Consider the following 21,551-nt stretch of genomic DNA (forward strand, 5'->3'; position numbering starts at 1 on the left):
TGTGAGCAGTTCGATGACGATTTTGAGGGAAGGGCGGGGCGAGAGCGGACCACACTGGCCGGAAAGTGTGCGATTGCCCTGCTTGGTGACCCGCGAACAGTTTCGGCGGTGATTTTGGCTGACAAGGTGATAAAATCGGGCCGATTGGATGAGGAAAACCCATGCCCCGTATTACTCGCAGTGCCCTGGTGATGTTCAGCGCGGAACAGATGTTCCGGCTGGTCAATGATGTTGATGCCTATCCTGAGTTCCTGCCTGGCTGTGTCGGCAGCCGTGTTCACGAGTCAGGTGAAGACTACATGATGGCCTCGGTCGATGTGGCCAAGGCAGGTATCGCCAAGACCTTTACCACGCGCAACCAGCTTGATGCCAATCGCACCATCAAGATGGAGCTGGTGGAGGGGCCTTTCAGCAAGCTGGCGGGATGGTGGACCTTCACACCCCTGGACGTGGATGCCTGCAAGGTGGAGTTCGATCTCGACTTCGAGTTCACCTCCAAGCTCATTGAGCTGGCCTTTGGCCAGATCTTCCGCGAGCTGGTGAGCTCCATGGTGCTTGCCTTCTCCAATCGTGCCAAGGTGGTTTACGGTGTCTGATCTCCTCAATATCGAAGTGGCCTATGCCCTGCCCGAGCGGCAGACGGTGCTGTGCATCCGGGTCGCGCCCGAGACCAGCGTGCTGGCGGCCATCGAACAGTCCGGCATCCTGCAAAAGCACCCGGAGATCGACCTGTCGGTCAACAAGTTCGGTATCTACAGCCGTCCGGTGAAGGGCACAGAGTCGGTGCAGGAGGGGGATCGCATCGAAATCTACCGCCCTCTCATCGCCGATCCCAAGGAGATGCGCAAGAAGCGTGCGGAAAAAGCCAAGGAAGAGGGGCGTGCCGATGTGGTCACCGGCGGGCGGCCCGATGTGCACCGCAAGCGAGACGATGCCGGCACCTGACGGGTGATGGGCTGTGACAAGGGGCGCCGTGGCGCCCCTTTGTGATCGTCTCGCCCGGCACAGGGCATCACAGGGTGAGCAGGCGCTCGTTTTCCACTGTCTCTATCCCGCTCTCCTGGATGGCAAGGCGCGCCATGGCGTGCGCCACCTGACTGGCCTCGATGGCACGCCAGCGGCGCAGCGAACCGCGCAGCAGGGGCTTTACCAGCGGATAGATGGCCTGGATGATCTGCTCCGAACGGCGCGCAGGTTCGCGATGGCCGAGCAGCATGGCCGGGCGCAGGATGACGAGCCGCTGCCACTCCTGGGCCAGCAGGGCCTGCTCCATCTCGCCCTTGGTGCGGGGATAGAGGGCAGGGGAACCCGGGTTGGCGCCCAGACTGGAGACCACCAGCAGGCGGCGGCAGCCGTGGCGACGGGCGAGCGCGGCAAAGGCCAGCACATAGCCGAGATCGACCCGGCGAAATGCCTCGGCCGAGCCGGCATCCTTGCGGGTGGTGCCAAGGCAGCAGAAGGCAATGTCTACAGGGGAGGGCAGCGTCAATCTGTCCAGCGCGTCGAACGAGGTGGGCAGCCAGGTGCGTCCCGGAGCGGGATCGCCCGGTTTGCGGCAGAGCAGGAGGAGGTCGTGCTCCGTCCCCAGCTCGCGCAGCAAGGCTTTGCCAATCAGACCGGTGGCGCCGGCAATCAGGAATCGACCCATGATGATCTCCTCGGGGCAATGAGGCATCCAGAGTGTGGCCCGGCGACATCACCGGGGCCAGAGAGAACAAAACCGGCAGAAGCCGGTTTTGTAATGTCATCTAGAGCGGTGTGGTGAAGGCGGCAGGGAGAGGGAAATCACCGGTCACTGTGGCCAGTCTGTCACCCACGAAGTTGAGGGTCAGCTCCTTGCGCTCCTTGTCGCCCCGACCGGGCTGGAACTCATAGAGGTAGTACCAGGTGTTGGGGTCAAAGCTGTCGCGCAACATGGGAGAACCCAGCACGAACTCGACCTGTTCGCGGGTCATGCCCTGGCGCAGCTTGTCGACCTGCTTTTGTTCCACATAGTTGCCCTGGGGAATATCGATGCGATAGACCAGGCTGCAACCGGACAGGGTGAGGGCGGTCAGGGCCGCGGCAATCAGGTGTTTCATCCGCATATCGGGTTCAGATCATCCATACAGTCTTTTTAGCTCGGCAAATCATACCCACTCCCCGTGCGGAAGTAAAAAGCCATTGATCCATCAGCCAATAAAAAGGGCCGCGTGGCGGCCCTGGCAGATCTTGCCCCCTTACATGGCGGCGCGGAAGATGGCGACGATCTCCGCGTGAGTCGCCTGCCTGGGGTTGGTGAGACCACAGGCATCCTTGAGCGCATTGGTGGCCAGCACGTCTAGGTCGTCGGCCCTGACCCCGAGCTGCTCCAGACCGGCGGGGATCTTGACGTCGCGAGCCAGTTGCCGGATGGCGTCAATGGCTGCCGCCGCACCCTGCTCATCGCTCATGGCACTCACATCCACCCCCATATGACGGGCCACATCCTTGAGCCGACCGGCGCACACCCGGGCGTTGTAGGCCTGGACATGGGGCAGCAGCACCGCATTGCACACCCCGTGGGGCAGGTCGTAGAAGCCGCCGAGCTGGTGAGCCATGGCGTGCACATAGCCCAGGCTTGCGTTGTTGAAGGCCATGCCGGCCAGGAACTGTGCATAGGCTATCTGCTCACGGGCATGGAGATCCTCCCCCTGATGCACGGCGGTGCGAAGGTGTTCGGCAATCAGTGCGATGGCCATCACGGCGCTGGCATCGGTGACCGGGGTGGCGGCGGTGGAGACATAGGCCTCGATGGCGTGGGTCAGGGCATCCATGCCGGTGGCGGCGGTGAGGCCGGCGGGCTTGGCCAGCATCAGTTCCGGGTCGTTGACCGACATCAGCGGCGTGACGTGCTTGTCGATGATGGCCATTTTCACCTGACGGGATTCGTCGGTAATGATGCAAAAACGGGTCATCTCGGAGGCGGTGCCGGCGGTGGTATTGATGGCGATGAGCGGCAACTGCGGCTTGGCGGAGCGATCAACCCCCTCGTAATCCTTGATGCTGCCCCCATTGGCGGCCACCAGGGCGATGCCCTTGGCGCAGTCGTGGGGTGAGCCGCCGCCGAGCGAAATGACGCAGTCGCAGCCGTGGGCCCGGATCATCGCAAGACCCGCCTCGACGTTGGCCACGGTGGGATTGGGTCTGGTCTCATCGAACACCACTGCGTCGATGCCGTGCTCGGCCAGGAGGGCGGCAAGCCGGCCCACCACGCCAATCTGGCCCAGGATCTTGTCGGTGACGATGAGCGCCTTGCGATAGCCATGTCCCTGGATATCTGCTGCCGCCTCCTGCAGGCAGCCCGCCCCCATCAGGTTGATTGCGGGAATGTAGAACTTGAATGTCGCCATGATGGACTCCGTATGATTAGCCATTAAGTGGTATGCGGGCGCCAACATAACAGCGTCGGAGGGGATGAGAAGGGGGCAATGGTATCTCGTTTGCAACTTTGTGGACTCGATCGCGCTCTTTAAATGGACGGTCGATCAAGGCTTGACAAGGGATGGGAGTGCAAAAGGAACGTAAAAACGTTTTTCAAGAAATTCATCATCTTAGCAAACGTTTTGCGCCATTTTTGTCAGCTTTGAAGCGCAGAAGTGTGAGGCGCATCAAGGAATTGGAAAGCGCTTTCGACCATAGTTGGCGCCTCCCCGGATGAGGGGACACCGGCTTGAAAGTACCGTAAAGAATCACCTTAACTGCACTCGGCTGCCATGCGGCGGGGCGCAACCAGGAGTCCACTATGTCTGATGTATTTCACTTGGGTTTGAAAAAAGCGGATCTGCAAGGCGCCACCCTGGCGATCGTCCCCGGTGACCCCGAGCGCGTGAAGCGCATCGCAGAGCTGTTGGACAACCCGGTGCACCTGGCCAGCCATCGTGAATTCACCACCTGGCGCGGCGAGATGGACGGCAAGGCCGTGATCATCTGCTCCACCGGTATCGGTGGCCCGTCCACCTCCATCGCGGTGGAAGAGCTGGCCCAGCTGGGCATCCGTACCTTCCTGCGCATCGGCACCACCGGCGCCATCCAGCCGCACCTGAACGTGGGCGACGTGATCGTCACCACTGGCTCCGTGCGCCTCGACGGTGCCAGCCTGCACTTCGCGCCGATGGAGTTCCCGGCCGTGGCCGACTTCGACTGCACCACCGCCCTGGTGAACACCGCCAAGGAGCTGGGCTCGAAGCTGCATGTGGGCGTCACTGCTTCTTCTGACACCTTCTACCCAGGTCAGGAGCGTTACGACACCGTATCCGGCCGCGTAGTACAACGTTTCCAGGGTTCCATGAAAGAGTGGCAAGCCATGGGCGTGCTGAACTACGAGATGGAGTCCGCCACTCTGCTGACCATGTGTACCAGCCAGGGCCTGCGTGCGGGCATGGTGGCCGGTGTCATCGTGAACCGTACCCAGCAGGAAATCCCGAACGCCGAAACCATGGCGAAAACCGAATCTGATGCCATCAAGATCGTGCTGGGCGCCGCCCGCAAGCTGATCTGATAGCACTACACCGAGTGGGGGGTGGGGGCCGTTGCGAAAGCGCGGCCCCTATCTTTATCCGCCGTTTGCCCCTTTTGCCTTCCTGGCCCTGCTTTCCCCCTTCTTCGTTACCCCTGTTGCCCCGTCATGGCCGCCAGTGCCTGCGCAAAGGGCGCTTCACAGCGGATCTGTACCGCTTCGCCGCTCACCGGGTGCACAAAACCGAGTTCACTGGCGTGCAGCATCAGTCTGGGGGCTCGTTCGCAGCCGGGCGGGAGCAGGCCGCCATAGAGATCGCATCCCAGGATGGGATGGCCCAGCCACTGGCTGTGGATGCGCAGCTGGTGGGTGCGCCCGGTTTCCGGTACCAGCCTGACCCGGGTCAATGGCACCGGCTGGCCTGCCCCCTCCAGGGTGAGCCGCTCCATCACCCGATAGCGTGAGCGGGCGGGTTTGCCGCTGGCGGCGCAGATGCTCATCAGCGGGAACAGCGCCGGATCCTTGGCGATGGATGCGTCGATGACGCCCTCATCCACCGCCAGATGGCCGCAGAGCAGTGCCTCGTAAGCCTTGCTCACGGTGCGCTGGCTGAACTGGTGGCAGAGCAGGGCGTTGATGCTCTTGTTTTTGGCCACCACCATGACGCCCGAGGTGCCAAAGTCGAGGCGGTGCACCAGGGTGCAGCCGGGGTAATCCTGTACCAGCCGGTAGTGGACCGAATCGAGGTTCTGCGGGTTCTTGCCCGAGAGGCTCAGCAGGCCGCTCGGCTTGTTGATGAGTAGCAGATGCGCATCCTCAAACAGGATCTCGATGGTGGCGGCGCAGGGCGGGGCGATGAAGGTGTCGACGATGACGGACATGGGGCAGCCGGACGATGAAGGGGGAGGGATCATACCCGAACGATGGCGGCGCGGCGAATCTGGATGTCCTCTCCCAAGGCCTGTCGCCAAGTACTTGATCTCGTTGGTTGAGGCGTTTTGTGACTCCCTCCTGAGTTCATCTGGCCATCTCTTGCTAAGGTATGGCTCCCTGTCATGTTGTAAGGAGTCTGTCCATGGCGTTGCCCGTTATTCTCGATTGCGATCCCGGCCACGATGATGCCATCGCCCTTATTCTGGCGCTGGCGAGCCCCGAGCTGAAGGTGCTGGCGGTCACCACCAGCGCGGGCAACCAGACCCCGGACAAGACCCTCAACAATGCCCTGCGCATCCTGACCCTGCTCGGCCGCGACGACATCCCGGTGGCGGCGGGGGCAGCCAAGCCCCTGGCCCGTGAGCTCATCATCGCCGACAACGTCCACGGCGAATCGGGGCTGGACGGCCCAGAGCTGCCGGATCCCGCCTTTGCTCCCTGGGCGATGAGCGCCCTTGAACTGATGGCAAGATGTCTGCGCGAGAGCCCGGAGCCGGTCACCCTGGTGCCGACCGGGCCGCTCACCAACATTGCCCTCTTGCTGGCGGCCCACCCCGAGCTCAAGCAGAAGATCGCCCGCATCGTACTGATGGGGGGCGCCGCCGGTGCGGGCAACTGGACCCCCGCGGCGGAATTCAATATTTATGTGGATCCCGAAGCGGCCGATATGGTCTTCAAGTCGGGGCTGCCCATCACCATGTGCGGGCTGGACGTGACCCACGAGGCCCAGGTGATGGACGAGGATATCGAGCGGGTACGCGCCATTCCCAACCCGGTGGCGCAGTGCGTGGCACAGCTGCTCGACTTTTTCATGATCTATCATCGGGATCCCAAGTGGGGATTTGCTGGCGCGCCGCTCCATGACCCCTGTACCATCGCCTGGCTGCTGGCGCCCTCCCTGTTTCACGGGGTGGAGTGCCGGGTCGATATCGAAACCGGCGGGACCCATACCCTGGGTATGACGGTGGTGGATCGCTACGACCTGACCGGCAAACCGGCCAATGCCCTGGTGCTGCTGGGGCTCGACAGGGTCGGTTTCATCGAGTTGCTGGTGCAGCGACTGCGCTCATTTGGTTGACATCCTGGACATCGGATAAGGGGTTGAGAATGTGGAAAGGGACGTTGGCGCTGCTGACATGCATGCAACTGACGGGTTGCGCGACCCCGTTCGAGAAGATGTGGCAGGGGCTGGCGACCTGCGAGCTGGACACCCTTCATCTCGACATCGAGACCGGGCGCCCGGCCAATCCGCAGCTCGCCATGTATACCCCTGACAAGGTGAGCGAGGGCTTTGCCTGGTACAAGGTCCATCAGGAGTTGCACGGCCTGCCCATCGTCGGCTTCCTGGTGCCAGCCTCCACCTTCGAGGTACATGCCCTCTTCGTGGATACCCCCATCGCCAATGCCCGCAGGCTGACACATAACGCCTATGGCAGCGAATTTTCCGACGAGAGGCTGCATGACGAGGGGATGGCCCCCCTGTTGCTGCGCGACCCCAACAATCCCAAGCGCTCCATCATCGACTGCACCCGGGGTGAGTCGGCGGAGCCGCTGCCGGAAGAGTCTTTCGGCGAAGGGGAGTGAGTCCGGGGGAGGGCAACGGGATATCAGGCCAGACAAGAAAGGGGGCAGCCGCAAGGCTGGCCCCTTCTCTATGGGAGCAGACCCGGGTCCGGGGTGTCAGGGATACCCCAGGGTCTGCCTGATGACGGGAAGCTGCGCAGCAATCCAGGCCGGATTTATGGGCCCCCAGTCGCTGATGCGGTAGTGCCCCTGCAGATGGCGAGCCCCCTCGGTCTGCTCGAAGGCGCACTGGATGTCGAGCTCCGCCAGGGCGCTGAGGGTGTCCTGGGCGGTGCGGCGCGGCATGCCGGTCGCCTCCATGATGGCGGGCACGGTGTCCGTGCCCTGACTGATGAGGTGAGCCACGTAGAGCCGGCGATAGAAGCTGGTGCGGGTCTTGCTCGGCTCGCTCATATCTCGTCCTCGAGGCGATCGAAGTAGCGCCAGGTGGCGATGGCCGCCTTGCCCATCACCAGGGCCCAGACACCGAACCAGAACCAGCGGAAGAAGCTCCAGGTGGAGGCATCGGGCTCGGTGCTCGCGATCTTGGTGACGTTGGGGAACATGGAGAACATGTTCACGCGCCAGCCGTAGGAGGTGATGATGGCCAGGCGTTTTTCGAACTCCATGGACTTGGCCTTGGCCTGGACGTCGGCGGCGTTGAACTTGAAGTAGAAGGGCCAGCCCCATTCGGTGTCTTCATTGCGAAACACCCGGATCTTCTCGCCGGGGCGCTCGGTGTAGATGTAATAGACGTCGGTGGTGGGGCCGTCAGCCGGGTTCTTCTGGCTGATGGGGCCATCCTTGTCGGTGCGCTTCACCTCCACCCCGGTGATGGTGGCGATGGTGTGCTCCGGCAGATAGAAATCGAGCCAGAGTGCGGAGAGCAGGGCGATGAGGCCGAGCATGATAAAAGCGGGTTTCTTGAACTTCAGGCTCATGATGATCTCTCGATGAGGGGGAGTGACGTGCCTCTACCATACCCACATTTGTGAATGCAGCCCAGCCCCCAATGGCACCTTGATGGCAAAAACCCGTTTTAAACAGGAGGCGTGAAGGGGGAGGGGCAAGTGCGGGGCCTGCGCCGGGCCCCGCGGTATCGAAGAGACCCTCTCGGGATCAGAGCTGGAACTGGGCAAGCTGCCTGCGCTGCTGCTCGGCGAGCTGTGACAGTTCGTGACTGGCGGCGGCACTCTGGCTGATGCCGGCGGCGTTCTGGTTCACGATCTCGTGGATGTTGGTGAGGTTGCGGCTGATGTCGGCGGTGACGCAGGATTGTTGTTCTGCCGCGGTCGCCACCTGGGCGTTGGCACCGTTGATCTGGTTGACCGCGTCCGTGATGCCCCCCAGCAAGGCCTGTACCTCGGCGGAGAGCTGCTGGTTGTGGCCAAGGATCTCCAGGGTCTGCTGCACGCCGCTGTTGGCGGAGAGGGACTGGCTCTGCAACTGCTCGATGATGGCCTGGATCTCCTTGGTGGAGTCCTGGGTACGGGCGGCCAGCAGGCGCACTTCGTCGGCCACCACCGCAAAGCCGCGGCCGCTTTCACCGGCGCGGGCCGCCTCGATGGCGGCGTTGAGGGCCAGCAGGTTGGTCTGCTCCGAAATGCTCTGAATGACTTCGATCACCTTGCCGATCTGCTCGGACTGGGACTTGAGCCTGGCCACCACAGTCGCGGCGTTCTCCAGACTGCCCGCCATGCGGCCGTTGGCCTCGATGCTTTCGGCAAACAGGGCCAGCCCCTGTTCGACCCGACTGTTGGCATCCCGGGCCAGCTCGTCGGCCAGGGCGGCGTTGTGGTTGACGTTGTCGGCGGTGCTGGCCAGCTCGGTGACGGCGGAGGCCACCTGTTCGGTCTCACCACGCTGCTGCTGGGCGTTGACCTCTGCCTGGGTCATCACAGCGGCAAGCTCGGTGGCGGCGGAGGCCACATTGCCGCTGATGCCGGTCAGGGTCTGGATGGTGTTGGCAAGCTGGCTCAGGGTCCGGTTGATATCCCTGGCGAGCTGGCCCAGCTCGTTGTTGCCTTCGGCATTGGCACGCACGTTGAAGCGGCCGAGGGCGACGGCGTGCATCACCTCCTGCAACTGGCCGATGGGCTGCACGATGCGCCCGGAGATCCACCAGCCACCCAGCAGGGCCGCGATCAGGGTGCCCCCCATCAGCAGCAGGGTGCGCAGCAGGGTCGCGCGGTAGTGGGCCTGCTCCTCGGCAATCTCAGTCTGGGTCAGCTGATTGATGTGGACGGACATGGCATCGATCTGCTTGATGAGCGCCTCCCCCAGATCGCGAAAGTGCAGGCGGGCCTGCTCATAGGCGGCGGGATCGCCACTGCCTTGGTACTTGGCGGTCAGCAGGGGCAGCATGCTGCTGCGGGTATGGCCGAGGTAGGCCTGCAGGGCGGCCGCGACCTGACGGTTGTCCTGCTCGGCACCGGTGACAACCAGTCTGGTCAGGATGGCGCCAATCTCCTGCTCTGCGGCGGAGAGCTGGGTCGGCAACTGGGCGAAGAGTGCCTCATCGTAGAGGCCGTAGATGGCGTTGGTGCGCAGCCGGTAGGTGGCGTGGATCAGGGCCGCGATGTCGTCCTTGTGGCGGGTGACGCTGGCGGTGGTTTCATTCATGTCCTGAATGGCACCGTCGATTTCCTGTTTGCTGATCACGGCCATCAGCAGCATCAACAGGCTGGCGAGCAGGAGAGGGATAAGCACTTGAAGACGAATGGACAGATTATTCAATGACATGAAAGATCCTAACCCGAAAGAGGAGTGAAGCGGCATCTTACACAGGCGCGACAATCCTTGTCACAGGGTTTTTAATGCTAAATTCTTGCTGAATGAAAAGGTTTTTCTTGTGTTAAAAGAGTGTGATAGGCAAGATCGTCTGCTTGTTACCCTGGAGGTGTAGTGTGTCCGACTGGATTGATCCCGCCATCTTGGCGCTCTTTATTCCCACGTTCTTTTTTGTCTCAGTAACCCCCGGTATGTGCATGACCCTGGCGATGACCCTGGGCATGAGTCTGGGGGTGCGCCGTACCTTGCACATGATGTGGGGGGAGCTTGTCGGCGTCGGCCTGGTCTCCGTGTTGTCGGTGGTCGGGGTGGCGGCAGTCATGCTCAATTACCCGGCCCTGTTCTCCGCATTCAAATATGTAGGTGGCGCCTACCTGGTCTGGCTTGGCATCCAGATGTGGCAGGCCAAGGGCAAGATGGCCATCCCGGCGGATCTCTCGGCGGGCCAGCAGACCAGCCCCATGGGACTGGCCGTGCAGGGTTTCGTGACCGCCATCGCCAACCCCAAGGGGTGGGCCTTCATGGTCTCCCTGCTGCCCCCCTTCATCAATGCGGCCAAGCCGATGGCACCCCAGATAGGGGCCCTGGTCGCGCTCATCCTGGTCATCGAGTTCTCCTGCCTGATGCTCTATGCCAGCGGTGGCCGCACCTTGCGCCATTTCCTCGCCAAGAGCGGCAATGTCACTCTGATGAACCGGATCGCGGGCTCTCTCATGCTGTTTGTCGGGGTCTGGCTGGCCTTCGGCTAAACACCCGCTCAATCTGCCGCCCTATGTGACGCCATGGGGCACCTGAAGAGAGATCATGCAAAAAGGCCACCTCCCTGCCCGGGAGGTGGCCTTTTACATGGGCCCGTTTTTCATGGACTCATGGGGTCAGTCGGTCAGGCAGTCCGGATCGAACACGTATTCCCCGGCCAGCCAGCGCAGGATCTCGTTCACGCAGGCCTGATCCTGGAACGGCAGGTAGCGGCTCTTGAGGTGGATGACCTGCTCGGGGGTGAGCTGGGCCAGACCGATGTCCTGGAAGAGCGGCAGGTCGGCCTGGATCATGGCGGAGATCTGCGGCCCGCAGGTGGCGTTGAGGGAGGCGTGCAGCGCCTTGTCAGGATCGTACTGCTTGCCGAGCTTGTAGCTCATGGGCAGGGTGGCGAGCGGCAGGGCCGAGAGGGCCGCCTGCTTCATGGGGTTGACCGCATGGCCGCTCACGAGCTCCGCCAGCTCTGCCGGACGGTTTTCGAAGGCGCGCAGGTGCAGGAAGCTGCTCGCCTTGCTGCCGTCATTGACCGGATAGTTGTCCCACAGGAAGGGCTTGCGATGGAGCCAGTCGGCGGCCTGTTTGAGGTGGGCAGCCGGATACTCGGTGGAGCAGACTTTGGGGCCGGTCCAGAAGACATCGATGCGCTTGTCGAGCCCCTGACCCAGATCCTGCAGATAGTGGGGGGGCATGGCACCGAACACCTTCTCCAGCACCGGATCCGTGCTGTAGTAGCTGGGGCAGAACAGCAGGCGGCCTGCGTCGGTGTGGGCCGCGATGTCGTGGGCGATGGTGAGCTGCCAGTGGGCGAGATCCGGGGTGTCCCCCTTCATGTCGTCAAACAGGATCGCCAGGATATCGGGCTTGAGCGCCTCCTCGATGAGCCTCACCTTCTCCAGCAGGGCGGGTCGCTGGCGGGCATAGTCGTGATGGGCCCCCATGGGGCTCAGGCCCACCCCGAAGGCCAGACCGTTCTCCCGGCACCGGCGTGCGAGCTGGCACAGGGCTTCAAGCTGGTCGGCGGGCCAGGGTGTGGCCCAGTGCTTGCGCAGGTAGCCGTCTTCCTTGGGGGCGTAGAGGTAGAAGCCATAGCCGTGGCGGGGCAGCCACTGGGCGTAGCGGGCACGGGCTTCCCAGCTCCAGCCCTTGCCAAAGAAACCCTCGATGAGGCCCAGCTTGGGCGAGGGAGGATACAGACCGGACAACAGGGTTTGATAAGGCATGGTTCACTCCCTTCTCACACAAATGCGGGCTACGATGGCCGGCGCCTAGACGGGGTCTTCTTCCAGGAAGCGTACCCCTATCTTGCGGGGTTCACCCTCTTCCATTTCCGCCACCGTCCAGAGCAGTCCCTGCCAGGCGACATGGTCACCGACCACCAGATTATCGCCCAACTGATGGGCAATAAAATCGCCGAGGCTCTGATCCGCCACCTCGCTCACATCCAGCCCGTAGAGCGGGGCGAGATCCACCAGCCTGGCGTTGGCCTCCAGCAGGAAGTCACCGAAGAAGCGCGGGCCCAGATCCTGCTCCGGCGCCTGGCTGAAGAGCTGACCGAGGGCGGGCAGGTCATGCTCGTGGCCGATGACGCAGAGGATGTCATCGGATTGCAGGCAGGTACTGCCCGAGGGGTGGAGCAGCTCCTGGCCGCGGAACAGGGCGCAGATGCGGGTGCCCTGGGGCATGCGCAGCTCCCGCAAGGGGGAGCCGATGCACCACTTCTCGGCGCTCAGGCGATAGACGAAGGTCTCCCACTGGCTGTCGAGATCGATTTCCAGCCCAGAGCGGTTGATGGGAGAGGGCGGGGCGGGCACCTCCACTCGCGCCAGCTTTGATGCCAGCGGCAGCGAGCTGCCCTGCAGGATCAGCGAAACCAGCACCACGAAGAAGGCGACATTGAAGTAGAGCTGGGCATTGGGCAGCCCCGCCATCATGGGGAAGACCGCCAGGATGATGGGCACGGCGCCGCGCAGCCCCACCCAGGAGATGAACCAGCGCTCGCGGGGCGCGAAGTTCTTGAACGGCAGCAGTCCAATCCAGACCGACACCGGACGGGCAAACAGGATCATCCACATGGCCAGGGCCAGCGCCGGCAGGGCGATGGGCAGCAGCTTGTGGGGAGAGGCGAGCAGCCCCAGCACCAGGAACATGCCGATCTGGCTGAGCCAGGTCAGGCCGTCCAGCACGGAGAGGGTGGTGCTGCGGCTGCGCAGGGAGAGATTGCCAAGCAGCAGGCCGGTGAGGTAGATGGCGAGGATGCCGCTGCCCCCCACCGCCGTGGTGAGGGCGAAGATGAGCAGGCCGCCGCTCACCGTGAGCAGGGGGTAGAGACCGGGGGCGAGCTTGGCACTGTTGATGAGTTTCCACAGCAGCCAGCCCCCCGCAAGGCCGATGCCAGCGCCCAGACCAAACTGCTTGACGAGTTGCAGCAGCAGGAAGCCGGCATCCAGCCCCTGCTGGGCGGTGGCCAGCACCTCGATCAGGGTGACGGTGAGGAAGACCGCCATGGGATCGTTGCTACCCGATTCTATCTCCAGGGTGGCGCTGACCCGCTCGTTGAGGCTGCGCCCGCCGAGCAGGGAGAAGACTGCCGCCGCATCGGTGGAGCCGACGATGGCACCGATGAGCATCCCCTGCATCAGGTTGAGGTCGAACAGCCAGGCGGCGGCGAGGCCCGTGAGGCCGGTGGTGATGGCCACCCCGACCGTGGCCAGCGAGAGCGCGGGCCAGAGTGCGACCCGAAAGGAGGAGACCCGGGTGCGCATGCCGCCGTCCAGCAGAATGATGGCCAGTGCCAGGTTGCCCACCAGGTAGGCGACCGAGTAGTCGGCGAAGTGAATGCCGCCGGGACCATCCTCACCCGCCAGCATGCCGACGGCGAGGAAGATGACCAGAATGGGGATGCCGACTCTGGAGGAGAGTGCGCTCAACAGGACACTGGCGCCCACCAACAGGGCACCGATGAAGAAGAAACTGTTGACGGTGGTGGCATCCAATGGCGAACTCCTTATGGCGGGCTGCAAAACAGGCACATTATATGCAGATTGACCCCCTTTGTGTGGCTTAATTGTGCATTGTTTTGCAGTTTTTTACGTTTGTTGCGCGGTTTTCAAGCAGGGCGAGGGCGGAGTGCCCGCGCGGGAAAGCGCTGGGAAAGGGGGCAATGGATGGGGCTTTCAGTGCAGGCAGAGGGGGGCGGCAGAGGGCGGAAAAATGCCGTGGACGGGGAGGGGGCAGGAGCGCCGACGGGCTCCTGCGAGGAGGGTCAGTCGTCCTCGCCGTCCTTGACCTCCCGGATCTTGTCCTTGTACTTGGGCAGCTGTTTCTCGAGCTGCTTCATGTCCTTGATGGCGTTGAGAAACAGGCCGAGCAAAAACAGCAGCGGCAAGCCTATCCATAACCACAAGCTCATCAGAATCTCCTTTCGTGGTGTGCCGGGGTGACATAGCGGGCCAGGATCTCGTCGAGATGGGCCAGGATGCACTCCTTGCCTTCAATATCCGCCCGTTCCAGACAAAGCGCCAGCGCCGCCGGATCCAGGGCCAGCCCGTCGGATTCGGGCGCGAAGCTCAGGTGCCAGGGCTCGTAGGCCACCCCCTGATCCGGTTGCTCCCCTTTTGCATAGGGCAGGAAGAAGCCGAAGTCGTTCATGCGATCGTCCAGCCATTCGCGCAAATCGGCAAACCAGCCGCCCGCCTCGTACTCCCAGGGTTCCAGCGCGAGCCGGGTGCCGGCGGGCAGGCAGTCCGGATCGTAGATGTCGAGATCCGTGCCCCAGTGATGGCGGCTGGTGCCGGGCAGGGCGCTCCAGTGCAGGATGGCGTGCAGTCGTTCGGTCTCGCCCAGTTGCAGGGCATCGAGGGGCTGGTTGTTCGCATCCAGCAGAGGGCGCTCCCCGCGCCACTTGCCGTTCCAGATGGCGAGCTGGCGCTCGAAGCCGCGCCAGCTGGAGGCCGCCTGCAGGTTGAAACCGGCATGGGCGGCAGCCACCTGCATGTCGTTGAAGGCCGCCGCGGTGGCGGCGGTCAGACGATGGGGGCCGCGCCCCACCAGGATGAGGTGGCTCTCATCCAGCCCAAGCAGTTGATCCTGATTCATGGTCTGGTCTCTCTTGTCCGGAGCGCTGCTCATGCCAGCAGTCGTGCCAGCACCCCTTGGTACATGTCCGCCAGCAGATCCAGATCGTCCGCCTTCACGCACTCGTTCACCTTGTGGATGGTGGCGTTGACCGGGCCGAGCTCGATGACTTCCGCCCCGGTGGGAGCGATGAAGCGCCCATCGGACGTGCCCCCCGTGGTGAGCAGGGCCGGCTGCTGGCCGTTCACTGCCGCCACGGCGGCGACGGTGGCGTCCAGCAGGGCGCCGGTGTCGGTCAGGAAGGGCTGGCCGGAGAGGGTCCACTTCAGCTCGAAGTCCAGGCCGTGACGGGTCAGCAGCGCCTCGACCCGCTCGCGGATAGCCGCATCGGTGAGCTCGGTGCTGAAGCGGAAGTTGAACTGGACCTGCAACTCCCCCGGGATGACGTTGGAGGCGCCGGTGCCGCCCTGGATGTTGGCGATCTGGAAGCTGGTGGGGGGGAAGTAGGCGTTGCCCTTGTCCCACTCGATGGCGGCGAGCTCCGCCAGCGCCGGGGCCGCCTTGTGGATGGGGTTGTCCGCCAGATGGGGGTAGGCGACGTGGCCCTGCACCCCGCGCACCAGCAGATCGCCGGTGATGGAGCCACGACGGCCGTTCTTCACCACGTCCCCGACCTGGGCGGTGGAGGAGGGTTCGCCGACGATGCACCAGCGGATCTTCTCGTTGCGTGCCTCCAGGGTGTCGATGACGCGCACCGTGCCGTTGATGAAGGGCCCCTCTTCATCCGAGGTGATGAGAAACGCGATGGAGCCCTTGTGGTCCGGGTGCTCGGCCACGAAGCGCTCGGTCGCCACCACCATGGCGGCCAGGGACCCCTTCATGTCGGCGGCGCCCCGGCCATGGAGCATGCCGTCCTTGATGGTCGGCTCGAATGGCGGGGTGTCCCACTTCTCCAGGGGGCCGGCGGGTACCACGTCGGTGTGGCCGGCGAAGCAGAAGAGGGGACCCTCGCTGCCACGGCGTGCCCAGAGGTTGGTGGTGTCCTCGAAGACCATGGGTTCGATGACGAACCCCAGGCGCGCGAGGCGCTCCGCCATCAGGGTCTGGCACCCTTCATCCAGGGGGGTAACGGAGGGGCGGCTGATCAGATCCTTGGCCAGTGTGATGACGTCCGACATCGGTGTTCCTTAACAGAAAAAGTTAACGGGAGAAGAGGGATTGATAGAGGTCTGCCTTGAAGCCCAGGGTCAGGGTACCGTCCTGGTCCAGCAGCGGGCGCTTGATCATGGCCGGGTGGGCCAGCAGCAGGTCACGGGCCTTGGCGGTGTCGAGCCCCTGTTTTTCTGCTTCCGGCAGGGCGCGGAAGGTGGTGCCACGGGTGTTGAGCAGGGCTTCCCAGCCCAGCTTGGCGAGCCAGAGATCGAGCTGCTCCGGGCTCAGACCGTCGGCGCGGTGATCGTGAAAGCGGTAATCGATACCCGCCTCCTCCAGCCACTTGCGGGCCTTCTTGATGGTGTCGCAGTTCTTGATGCCATAGAGGGTGGTGGCCATGGGGGATCCTTTGTCTGCGGGCCTGCGGCCCTGAAATCGTGCAAGGGCCCGATTCTGGCATTGTGGGCCCCCCATGGCAACGCTCATGGCCGGATGGGCTGGTTTTACCAGTCAGGCCGAGTGGAGAAGGGAGGGGCCGCGCGCCAGCACACGCTGGTCTGGGACGGGATGCGCTGCGGTATCAAAGGGGGAGACCGGGGGCAGGAGGCCCTTATGCTGCACGCCTGGCCGGATAGGACGACAGGGGGCAGGGCGCCTCACAGGGACACACACCTGGCCTGGGGCCGGGGAAGAAACGGTGGGGGCCAAAAAACCAGAACGCGCCTGCTGGTATGGGCGCGTTCCGGATTCAGGGGGCGGCACTCAGTGCAGGGTGGTCCACTCGTGATCGAAGACCCGTGCCCGCTCCCAGGGGGCATCCGGCAGGCTGGAGGAGAGGCCGCCGTACTTGCCCACGTCATCCATCACGATGGCGGAGAGAATGGGCAGGTGATTTTCGGTGCAATACATGCGGATGCGTTGCAGCAGGGTGCGCAGTTCATCCTGGCACTGCTCCAGCCCGGCCTGCCTGGCCAGTTTGGAGTAACGAATGGTGGTGCGTTCCTTTGCAGACTCGACGAGGATGTCCCACAGCTTGCAGTCGCAGGTCGGGGTGCCTGCGGTGGCTTGGTTTGTCATAACTCTCTCCGGTGCGAAATGGTCGCTCTGTGTCGACGGGCATCTTGGCCAGTTCACCCCGGCGGGATGTTGATCCAACGCAAACAAAGTGGCGGTTGTCGGTCAGGGATACCCTGGGGAGCATTCTAGATCCAGTTCCTTGATGTTAAATGTCGTTTTTAGTTTTATTTTTGGAGTAAAAATCTACAACCGTTTGCTTTTTCCATCTTTATTGATGGTGATCAAGAGGAAAGGGGAGATCCCCCACTAGATTGCGCTTCTCTATAATCTTGTCAGGAGTGCACCTTGGAACTCGTCTTCGTCTTGCTCGTGCTGATCGCCGTGGTCTACGGCATCGTCAAGGATTACAACCCGCAGGCGGTGCTGGCGCTGGCGGGCATGGCCCTCTTCACCGTCGCCTACTGGCTGGGACTGCACCCCATTCTGCCCGCCGACAAGAGCACCGGCTTCGCCCTGTTCGACCTGTTCGAGGTGTTCAAGGGGATCTTCTCCTACCGGGCGGCGGGGCTCGGCCTCACCATCATGGCGGTGGCCGGCTTTGCCACCTACATGTCCCATATCGGTGCCTCCCAGGCGCTGGTGCAGGTGGCGGTCAAACCGGTGGCGGGCATCCAGTCCAGCTACCTGATGCTGGCCATCTGCTACCTGGTGGCGGTCTTCGTCTCCCTGTTCGTTACCTCCGCCACCGGCCTTGGCCTGCTGTTGATGGTCACCATGTATCCGGTGATGCGCAACCTCGGTATCAGCCCGGCCTCCGCCTGTGGCGTCATCGCCACCTCCCAGGCGTTTGAAATCGGCCCGACCCAGACCAACGCCATCTTCTCCGCCGGTCAATCCGGCATGGATCCCACCAGCTATTTCGTTGACTACCAGATCTGGCTGGTGGCTCCCATGTTGCTGGTGACCATGGTGCTGCACTTCTTCTGGCAGCGGCACTGTGACCGTCAGGAGGGCTGGGATCCCGCCCTGCATCGCGGCGAACACGCGGAGCTTGACGAAAAAGGGGCAGATGAGGTGGCCGCGCCAACCTGGTACGGCCTGCTGCCCATCATCCCCTTCGTGCTGATGATGACCTTCTCCAAGCTCCTGGTGACCAGCATCAGCGTCAGCGTGGAGGTGGCCATGCTGCTGTCGGTCTTTATCGGCATGCTGTGCGAGCTGCTGCGCACCCGCTCGGTGCGCACCGCCTTCGCGGGGCTGTCGAGCTTCCTCGACGGCATGGGCAAGGTGTTCGGCCCAGTGGTGGCGCTGATCGTCTGTGCCGAGCTCTTCGCCGAATCCCTCAAGGCCATCGGCGCCATCGACACCCTGCTGCACTCTGCCAGCAATGCCGGCATCGGCAGCGGCCTGATGACCCTGGTGATGGTGGGGCTCATCATGGTGGCGGCGGTCATCATGGGCTCGGGCAACGCGGCCTTCCTCAGTTTCTCCTCCCTGGCCCCCGCGGTGGCGGCCAAGTTTGGCGTGCCGGCGGTGACCATGCTGCTGCCGATGCAGCTCGCCTCCAGTATCGGCCGCACCGTCTCCCCCATCGCGGCGGTGCTCATCGCCTGTGCGGGCATCGCCAAGGTCTCTCCCTTCGTGGTGGTCAAGCGTACCAGCGTGCCCATGGCGGGGGCCCTGGTGACGGCGCTGCTCCTCAACTATCTGCTGTTCATGTAAAGGCTCTGGTGTAGAGGCGGCGGCCAGCTGATCCACGCTGGCCGACCGCCGTTGACGAGGCGGCGCCGAGTGCCCGCCCACTCTTATCGTTGCAAAAACAGTCTGTGTTTTACGCAGATTGTTCCATGGAGAAGACAATGAACGACCTCAAGCGCCCGTTTTCACTCGATACCTATCTGGCGGATCTGGCCCCGCTCATCAACCTCGACTGCGGCACCCGCACCCCGGCCGGGGTGGCCCGGGTCGCCGATATCATGACCGAGAAATATGAGGCCATCGGCTGGCAGGTGACCCGCCACCAGTTCGCCGCCGAGTGCGGCCCCTGCCTCGAGGCAACCAATGCCCCGGGGGCGGATCACTACGACGTCATGCTGGTGGGCCACATGGACACCGTCTTCCCCGAGGGGACGGCGGCCAAACGCCCGCTGAAAATCGAAGACAATCAGGCCTTTGGTCCCGGCGTCTCGGACATGAAGAGCGGCCTGCTCTCCACCTGGTATGCCTTGAAAGAGCTGGACCCGGCCGTGCTGGCCAGGCTCAAGGTGCTGGTCTGCTGCAACTGCGACGAGGAGATTGGTTCCCCCTGGTCCAAAGAATGGCTGGTGAAAAAAGCCAAACAGAGCGGCTGCGTGCTGGTGGCCGAGGCGGCCCGCCCGAGCGGGGATCTCATCAGCGCCCGCAAGGGCAATGCCAAGTACCGCATCACCTTCCACGGCAAGGCCTCCCATGCGGGCTCGGCCCTGGCACAAGGGATTTCCGCCATCACGGAGCTGGCCCACTGGGTGCTCGCCATCAACGAACAGGTCAACATGGAGACCGGCACCACCATGAACGTGGGGGTGGTGCAGGGGGGCACCGGCGTCAACGTGGTGCCCGACTTTGCCGAGGCGATCGTGGATTTGCGCTTCTGGCGCAACGAAGAGGCGGCAGCGGTGCACGACCGGCTCACCTTCATGGCCAACAACCCCTTCCTCGCCGGTTGCCGGGTCGAGGTGGCGCGCCAGAGCTTCAAGCCCGCGATGCGCCCGAGCGGCGACACCGAGGCCCTGATGGCACTGGTGGAGGCGGCAGGCAGGGAGGAGGGAGTCCCCTTCACCTGGCTGGAGGCCGGTGGCGGCTCCGATGCCAACTTCACCGCGGCGGCCGGGGTGCCGTCCCTCGATGGCTTCGGCCCCATGGGGGGCGGCTTCCACTCGGAGGCGGAGTTCCTGCTGCTGGAGAGCATCGAACCGCGCATCCGCCTGCTGAAGCGGGTGCTGGGCAAGCTGGCCAAATAGGTCAACGTTAAGGACAAGCAAAACGGGAGGCCAGCGCCTCCCGTTTTTTATGTGTCGCCCTCGTGAGAGGTCATTCCTCGTCCTCCAGCAGATAGGCGAGGTGCTCCTGGCGCGCCACCTGCCAGTGGCCGAGCGTCAGCGGCGCCGTAAACCCGGGGCCGTCGGTCACCATGGTGTGGTACTCCCCCTGCTCGCCGCAGGCATCGAAGCCATCCCGATCCGCCAGTTGCTGCAGATCGCTGAGGGTGCCAGCATCGAGCCTGCGCCCCACCCACTCGGGGGCCAGTACCCGGGTATCGACGCAGGAGAGGTGGGCGACGATGCCGCGGGCCAGCATGTCCGCCAGCAACGCCTCGCGGGGTTGCTGCCAGAGCGGGGTGTGAACGGTGAGCCCCAGGGGGCGACAGCGCTCGCGGATCCAGTTCGGCGCGCCCCCCACGCTGTCGATGTCGCCGGTGACGACCCCATCGAGTTGCCACTCCTCTTTCAATGCCGCCAGGGCCCGCTCATAACCGAGATCGAAGGGCGCTTCGATGGTGACCAGCCGATGGGGCAGTGCGAGGGCCGCCGCCTGACGGCGAACCTGTGACAGGGGATGGGCGAGAAAGCGGGGCGCTGGCGGGGCAAAGGTGATCAGGGCCACCACCTGATGGCCCGCCTCCCGGGCGTGGCAGAGGGCCTGCATGGCATCTTTGCCGCCGCTCCAGAGCAGGATGACGCGAGACATGGGGGATTTCCGCAAAGAAAAGAGGGGTCATGCTACCCAGAGTGGGGGGCGATGGCAAAGCGCGGGTCGGAGATGCGGGGATAAAAAAGGCGCTGTCCCAATTACATGTTGAAAGGCTAACCTTGAAGTAGGTCATCACCCTGAGGGCCTCCATCATGGATACCCAAGCCTTTCAACATCTACTGTCTCTCTTTCCACAGCTCACCATGCGCCAGCGTCGCCTCGCGCAACATGAACTCACTACCCCTCACCCAATCACCTCGCTGGCCGCTCAACTCCCCGCTTGTCGATGTTGCCCTCACTGTCAGGCCGAGGCTACGCAGTTGGCTCCCTGGGGTTGGAGTCGAGGGCTGCGTCGTTATCGCTGCAAGCAGTGTCTGCGCACCAGTTCCGTTCTCACCAAGACGCCTCTGGCTCGACTTCGCAAGGCACAATGCTGGGAAGACTACGCCCAGGCCCTCATCGACGGTCTGACCGTCCGACAGGCTGCCGTCCGCTGCGGAGTCTGTAAAAACACCGCCTTCTTGTGGCGTCACCGCTTCCTGAAAGCCATGGCGAGTCACCAGGCGGCACGGGAAGGGGGTATCGTCGAGGTTGATGAGACCTTCTTCTTGGAGTCGTTTAAAGGGCAACGTGGTTTGCCCCGCCCGGCCCGCCACCGTGGGGGCAAAGGCCGTACCCGAGGCACAGGGCCGGATTACATCCCGGTGATGGTGGTTCAGGACCGGGCTGGTCACCATGCGGATTTTCAGTTGGAGAAAATGAATGCCGAGACGGTGATAGCTGTTTTGACACCCCTTGTCTCGTCAGATGCGGTGTTGTGTAGCGACGGCGCCGGGGTGTATGCCAGTTTCAGCAAAGCGCAGGGAGTGACCCATCAGGTCGTGCGCAATCGTCAAGGCGAGCGTGTGGTTGGCGCGTACCACATCCAGCATGTAAACGGATATCACCGTCGATTGAAAGAGTGGATGGAGCGGTTCCATGGGGTAGCGACCCACTATCTGAGAAATTATCTGGGTTGGCGAAGGATGTTGGAGCGCTACGGGCGGGAAGTGAATGT

General features: G+C 63.4%; 24 protein-coding genes. 9 read left to right on the plus strand and 15 right to left on the minus strand.

Annotated features, from left to right (window positions below; translation table 11 throughout):
* Positions 1–161 precede the first annotated feature (161 nt).
* Positions 162–596: an SRPBCC family protein gene (locus J9893_RS10570; RefSeq protein WP_010673974.1), complete on the plus strand. Its 435-nt coding sequence runs from the start codon at positions 162–164 to the stop codon at positions 594–596.
* Entirely contained in the window at positions 589–945 is a 357-nt protein-coding gene (locus tag J9893_RS10575; protein ID WP_143237303.1) for an RnfH family protein, read from the plus strand. Before J9893_RS10570 ends, J9893_RS10575 begins: the two co-directional genes overlap by 8 nt.
* A 67-nt stretch (positions 946–1,012) precedes the next feature.
* Here the strand turns inward: J9893_RS10575 and J9893_RS10580 are convergent, their stop codons facing one another.
* From J9893_RS10580 to yiaY, 3 genes are all read right to left on the minus strand, one after another.
* Entirely contained in the window at positions 1,013–1,648 is a 636-nt protein-coding gene (locus tag J9893_RS10580; protein ID WP_210600026.1) for an NAD-dependent epimerase/dehydratase family protein, read from the minus strand.
* A gap of 100 nt (positions 1,649–1,748) precedes the next feature.
* Positions 1,749–2,087, minus strand: coding sequence for an outer membrane protein assembly factor BamE (locus J9893_RS10585; RefSeq protein WP_029314185.1), 339 nt, complete (start codon positions 2,085–2,087; stop codon positions 1,749–1,751).
* 132 nt (positions 2,088–2,219) lie between these two features.
* Entirely contained in the window at positions 2,220–3,371 is a 1,152-nt protein-coding gene (gene yiaY / locus J9893_RS10590) for an L-threonine dehydrogenase (protein ID WP_143237305.1), read from the minus strand.
* Between the two features lie 392 nt (positions 3,372–3,763).
* Here yiaY and udp point away from each other — a divergent pair, with 392 nt between their 5' ends.
* Positions 3,764–4,519: a uridine phosphorylase gene (udp, locus tag J9893_RS10595; RefSeq protein WP_010674037.1), complete on the plus strand. Its 756-nt coding sequence runs from the start codon at positions 3,764–3,766 to the stop codon at positions 4,517–4,519.
* Positions 4,520–4,626: 107 nt separating this feature from the next.
* Here udp and J9893_RS10600 read toward each other — a convergent pair whose 3' ends face one another.
* A complete protein-coding gene (locus J9893_RS10600; protein WP_043154547.1) occupies positions 4,627–5,391 on the minus strand; it encodes an RluA family pseudouridine synthase in 765 nt (254 codons plus the stop codon).
* Positions 5,392–5,552: 161 nt separating this feature from the next.
* On the opposite strand from J9893_RS10600, the gene rihA reads away from it, so the two are divergent.
* Together rihA and J9893_RS10610 are read left to right on the plus strand one after the other, a co-directional pair.
* The gene (gene rihA / locus J9893_RS10605; RefSeq protein ID WP_043154549.1) at positions 5,553–6,488 is read left to right on the plus strand and encodes a pyrimidine-specific ribonucleoside hydrolase RihA; all 936 of its coding nucleotides are present in this window, start codon (positions 5,553–5,555) and stop codon (positions 6,486–6,488) included.
* Between the two features lie 29 nt (positions 6,489–6,517).
* Positions 6,518–6,994, plus strand: a complete 477-nt coding sequence (locus J9893_RS10610; protein ID WP_029314217.1) for a hypothetical protein — start codon at positions 6,518–6,520, stop codon at positions 6,992–6,994.
* Positions 6,995–7,090: 96 nt separating this feature from the next.
* Here J9893_RS10610 and J9893_RS10615 read toward each other — a convergent pair whose 3' ends face one another.
* From J9893_RS10615 to J9893_RS10625, 3 genes are all read right to left on the minus strand, one after another.
* On the minus strand, positions 7,091–7,387 hold the full coding sequence (locus tag J9893_RS10615; RefSeq protein ID WP_039039881.1) for a winged helix-turn-helix domain-containing protein: 297 nt from the start codon (positions 7,385–7,387) through the stop codon (positions 7,091–7,093).
* Positions 7,384–7,914, minus strand: a complete 531-nt coding sequence (locus J9893_RS10620) for a DUF1523 family protein (protein WP_010674042.1) — start codon at positions 7,912–7,914, stop codon at positions 7,384–7,386. Before J9893_RS10620 ends, J9893_RS10615 begins: the two co-directional genes overlap by 4 nt.
* Before the next feature lie 178 nt (positions 7,915–8,092).
* Complete coding sequence (locus J9893_RS10625; RefSeq protein WP_143237306.1) at positions 8,093–9,715, minus strand: methyl-accepting chemotaxis protein; 1,623 nt, start codon at positions 9,713–9,715, stop codon at positions 8,093–8,095.
* 164 nt (positions 9,716–9,879) lie between these two features.
* Between J9893_RS10625 and J9893_RS10630 the strand changes: the two genes are divergently transcribed.
* Complete coding sequence (locus tag J9893_RS10630) at positions 9,880–10,512, plus strand: LysE family translocator (protein ID WP_039039878.1); 633 nt, start codon at positions 9,880–9,882, stop codon at positions 10,510–10,512.
* A 126-nt stretch (positions 10,513–10,638) separates the two neighbouring features.
* Here the strand turns inward: J9893_RS10630 and J9893_RS10635 are convergent, their stop codons facing one another.
* The 7 genes from J9893_RS10635 to J9893_RS10665 form a co-directional block, all read right to left on the minus strand.
* Positions 10,639–11,742 carry a beta-N-acetylglucosaminidase domain-containing protein gene (locus tag J9893_RS10635; protein WP_210600025.1) on the minus strand — a complete coding sequence of 368 codons (1,104 nt, stop codon included), beginning with the start codon at positions 11,740–11,742 and terminating at the stop codon, positions 10,639–10,641.
* Positions 11,743–11,787: 45 nt separating this feature from the next.
* Entirely contained in the window at positions 11,788–13,515 is a 1,728-nt protein-coding gene (locus J9893_RS10640) for a potassium/proton antiporter (RefSeq protein ID WP_010674047.1), read from the minus strand.
* 269 nt (positions 13,516–13,784) lie between these two features.
* The gene (locus tag J9893_RS10645; protein ID WP_143237308.1) at positions 13,785–13,931 is read right to left on the minus strand and encodes a hypothetical protein; all 147 of its coding nucleotides are present in this window, start codon (positions 13,929–13,931) and stop codon (positions 13,785–13,787) included.
* Positions 13,931–14,617: a M15 family metallopeptidase gene (locus J9893_RS10650; protein WP_143237309.1), complete on the minus strand. Its 687-nt coding sequence runs from the start codon at positions 14,615–14,617 to the stop codon at positions 13,931–13,933. Before J9893_RS10650 ends, J9893_RS10645 begins: the two co-directional genes overlap by 1 nt.
* A gap of 29 nt (positions 14,618–14,646) precedes the next feature.
* On the minus strand, positions 14,647–15,774 hold the full coding sequence (dapE, locus tag J9893_RS10655; protein ID WP_010674050.1) for a succinyl-diaminopimelate desuccinylase: 1,128 nt from the start codon (positions 15,772–15,774) through the stop codon (positions 14,647–14,649).
* A gap of 22 nt (positions 15,775–15,796) precedes the next feature.
* On the minus strand, positions 15,797–16,147 hold the full coding sequence (locus tag J9893_RS10660; protein ID WP_039039874.1) for an ArsC family reductase: 351 nt from the start codon (positions 16,145–16,147) through the stop codon (positions 15,797–15,799).
* A 363-nt stretch (positions 16,148–16,510) separates the two neighbouring features.
* The gene (locus J9893_RS10665) at positions 16,511–16,825 is read right to left on the minus strand and encodes a hypothetical protein (protein ID WP_185975516.1); all 315 of its coding nucleotides are present in this window, start codon (positions 16,823–16,825) and stop codon (positions 16,511–16,513) included.
* A 285-nt stretch (positions 16,826–17,110) separates the two neighbouring features.
* Between J9893_RS10665 and dcuC the strand changes: the two genes are divergently transcribed.
* Complete coding sequence (gene dcuC / locus J9893_RS10670; RefSeq protein ID WP_143237311.1) at positions 17,111–18,487, plus strand: C4-dicarboxylate transporter DcuC; 1,377 nt, start codon at positions 17,111–17,113, stop codon at positions 18,485–18,487.
* 137 nt (positions 18,488–18,624) lie between these two features.
* Positions 18,625–19,764 (plus strand): M20 family metallopeptidase, encoded by a 1,140-nt coding sequence (locus tag J9893_RS10675; RefSeq protein WP_143237312.1) that lies wholly within the window; start codon positions 18,625–18,627, stop codon positions 19,762–19,764.
* A gap of 70 nt (positions 19,765–19,834) precedes the next feature.
* Here J9893_RS10675 and J9893_RS10680 read toward each other — a convergent pair whose 3' ends face one another.
* Positions 19,835–20,491, minus strand: coding sequence for a hypothetical protein (locus J9893_RS10680; RefSeq protein ID WP_103259793.1), 657 nt, complete (start codon positions 20,489–20,491; stop codon positions 19,835–19,837).
* A gap of 155 nt (positions 20,492–20,646) precedes the next feature.
* Between J9893_RS10680 and J9893_RS10685 the strand changes: the two genes are divergently transcribed.
* A partial coding sequence (locus J9893_RS10685) for an IS1595 family transposase (protein WP_210600941.1) occupies positions 20,647–21,551 on the plus strand: 905 nt, incomplete at its 3' end.

This window comes from Aeromonas sp. MaB10011B (assembly GCF_017939325.1).
In the GTDB taxonomy this organism is placed as follows: domain Bacteria; phylum Pseudomonadota; class Gammaproteobacteria; order Enterobacterales; family Aeromonadaceae; genus Aeromonas; species Aeromonas caviae.

Bases quoted from the DNA above. Each gene is read 5' to 3' on its own strand.
- J9893_RS10570 (WP_010673974.1), top strand. From the start codon at position 162: ATGCCCCGTATTACTCGCAGTGCCCTGGTGATGTTCAGCGCGGAACAG.
- J9893_RS10580 (WP_210600026.1), bottom strand. From the start codon at position 1,648: ATGGGTCGATTCCTGATTGCCGGCGCCACCGGTCTGATTGGCAAAGCC.
- J9893_RS10585 (WP_029314185.1), bottom strand. From the start codon at position 2,087: ATGCGGATGAAACACCTGATTGCCGCGGCCCTGACCGCCCTCACCCTG.
- yiaY (WP_143237305.1), bottom strand. From the start codon at position 3,371: ATGGCGACATTCAAGTTCTACATTCCCGCAATCAACCTGATGGGGGCG.
- udp (WP_010674037.1), top strand. From the start codon at position 3,764: ATGTCTGATGTATTTCACTTGGGTTTGAAAAAAGCGGATCTGCAAGGC.
- J9893_RS10600 (WP_043154547.1), bottom strand. From the start codon at position 5,391: ATGATCCCTCCCCCTTCATCGTCCGGCTGCCCCATGTCCGTCATCGTC.
- rihA (WP_043154549.1), top strand. From the start codon at position 5,553: ATGGCGTTGCCCGTTATTCTCGATTGCGATCCCGGCCACGATGATGCC.
- J9893_RS10610 (WP_029314217.1), top strand. From the start codon at position 6,518: ATGTGGAAAGGGACGTTGGCGCTGCTGACATGCATGCAACTGACGGGT.
- J9893_RS10615 (WP_039039881.1), bottom strand. From the start codon at position 7,387: ATGAGCGAGCCGAGCAAGACCCGCACCAGCTTCTATCGCCGGCTCTAC.
- J9893_RS10620 (WP_010674042.1), bottom strand. From the start codon at position 7,914: ATGAGCCTGAAGTTCAAGAAACCCGCTTTTATCATGCTCGGCCTCATC.
- J9893_RS10625 (WP_143237306.1), bottom strand. From the start codon at position 9,715: ATGTCATTGAATAATCTGTCCATTCGTCTTCAAGTGCTTATCCCTCTC.
- J9893_RS10635 (WP_210600025.1), bottom strand. From the start codon at position 11,742: ATGCCTTATCAAACCCTGTTGTCCGGTCTGTATCCTCCCTCGCCCAAG.
- J9893_RS10645 (WP_143237308.1), bottom strand. From the start codon at position 13,931: ATGAGCTTGTGGTTATGGATAGGCTTGCCGCTGCTGTTTTTGCTCGGC.
- J9893_RS10650 (WP_143237309.1), bottom strand. From the start codon at position 14,617: ATGAATCAGGATCAACTGCTTGGGCTGGATGAGAGCCACCTCATCCTG.
- dapE (WP_010674050.1), bottom strand. From the start codon at position 15,774: ATGTCGGACGTCATCACACTGGCCAAGGATCTGATCAGCCGCCCCTCC.
- J9893_RS10660 (WP_039039874.1), bottom strand. From the start codon at position 16,147: ATGGCCACCACCCTCTATGGCATCAAGAACTGCGACACCATCAAGAAG.
- J9893_RS10665 (WP_185975516.1), bottom strand. From the start codon at position 16,825: ATGACAAACCAAGCCACCGCAGGCACCCCGACCTGCGACTGCAAGCTG.
- J9893_RS10675 (WP_143237312.1), top strand. From the start codon at position 18,625: ATGAACGACCTCAAGCGCCCGTTTTCACTCGATACCTATCTGGCGGAT.
- J9893_RS10680 (WP_103259793.1), bottom strand. From the start codon at position 20,491: ATGTCTCGCGTCATCCTGCTCTGGAGCGGCGGCAAAGATGCCATGCAG.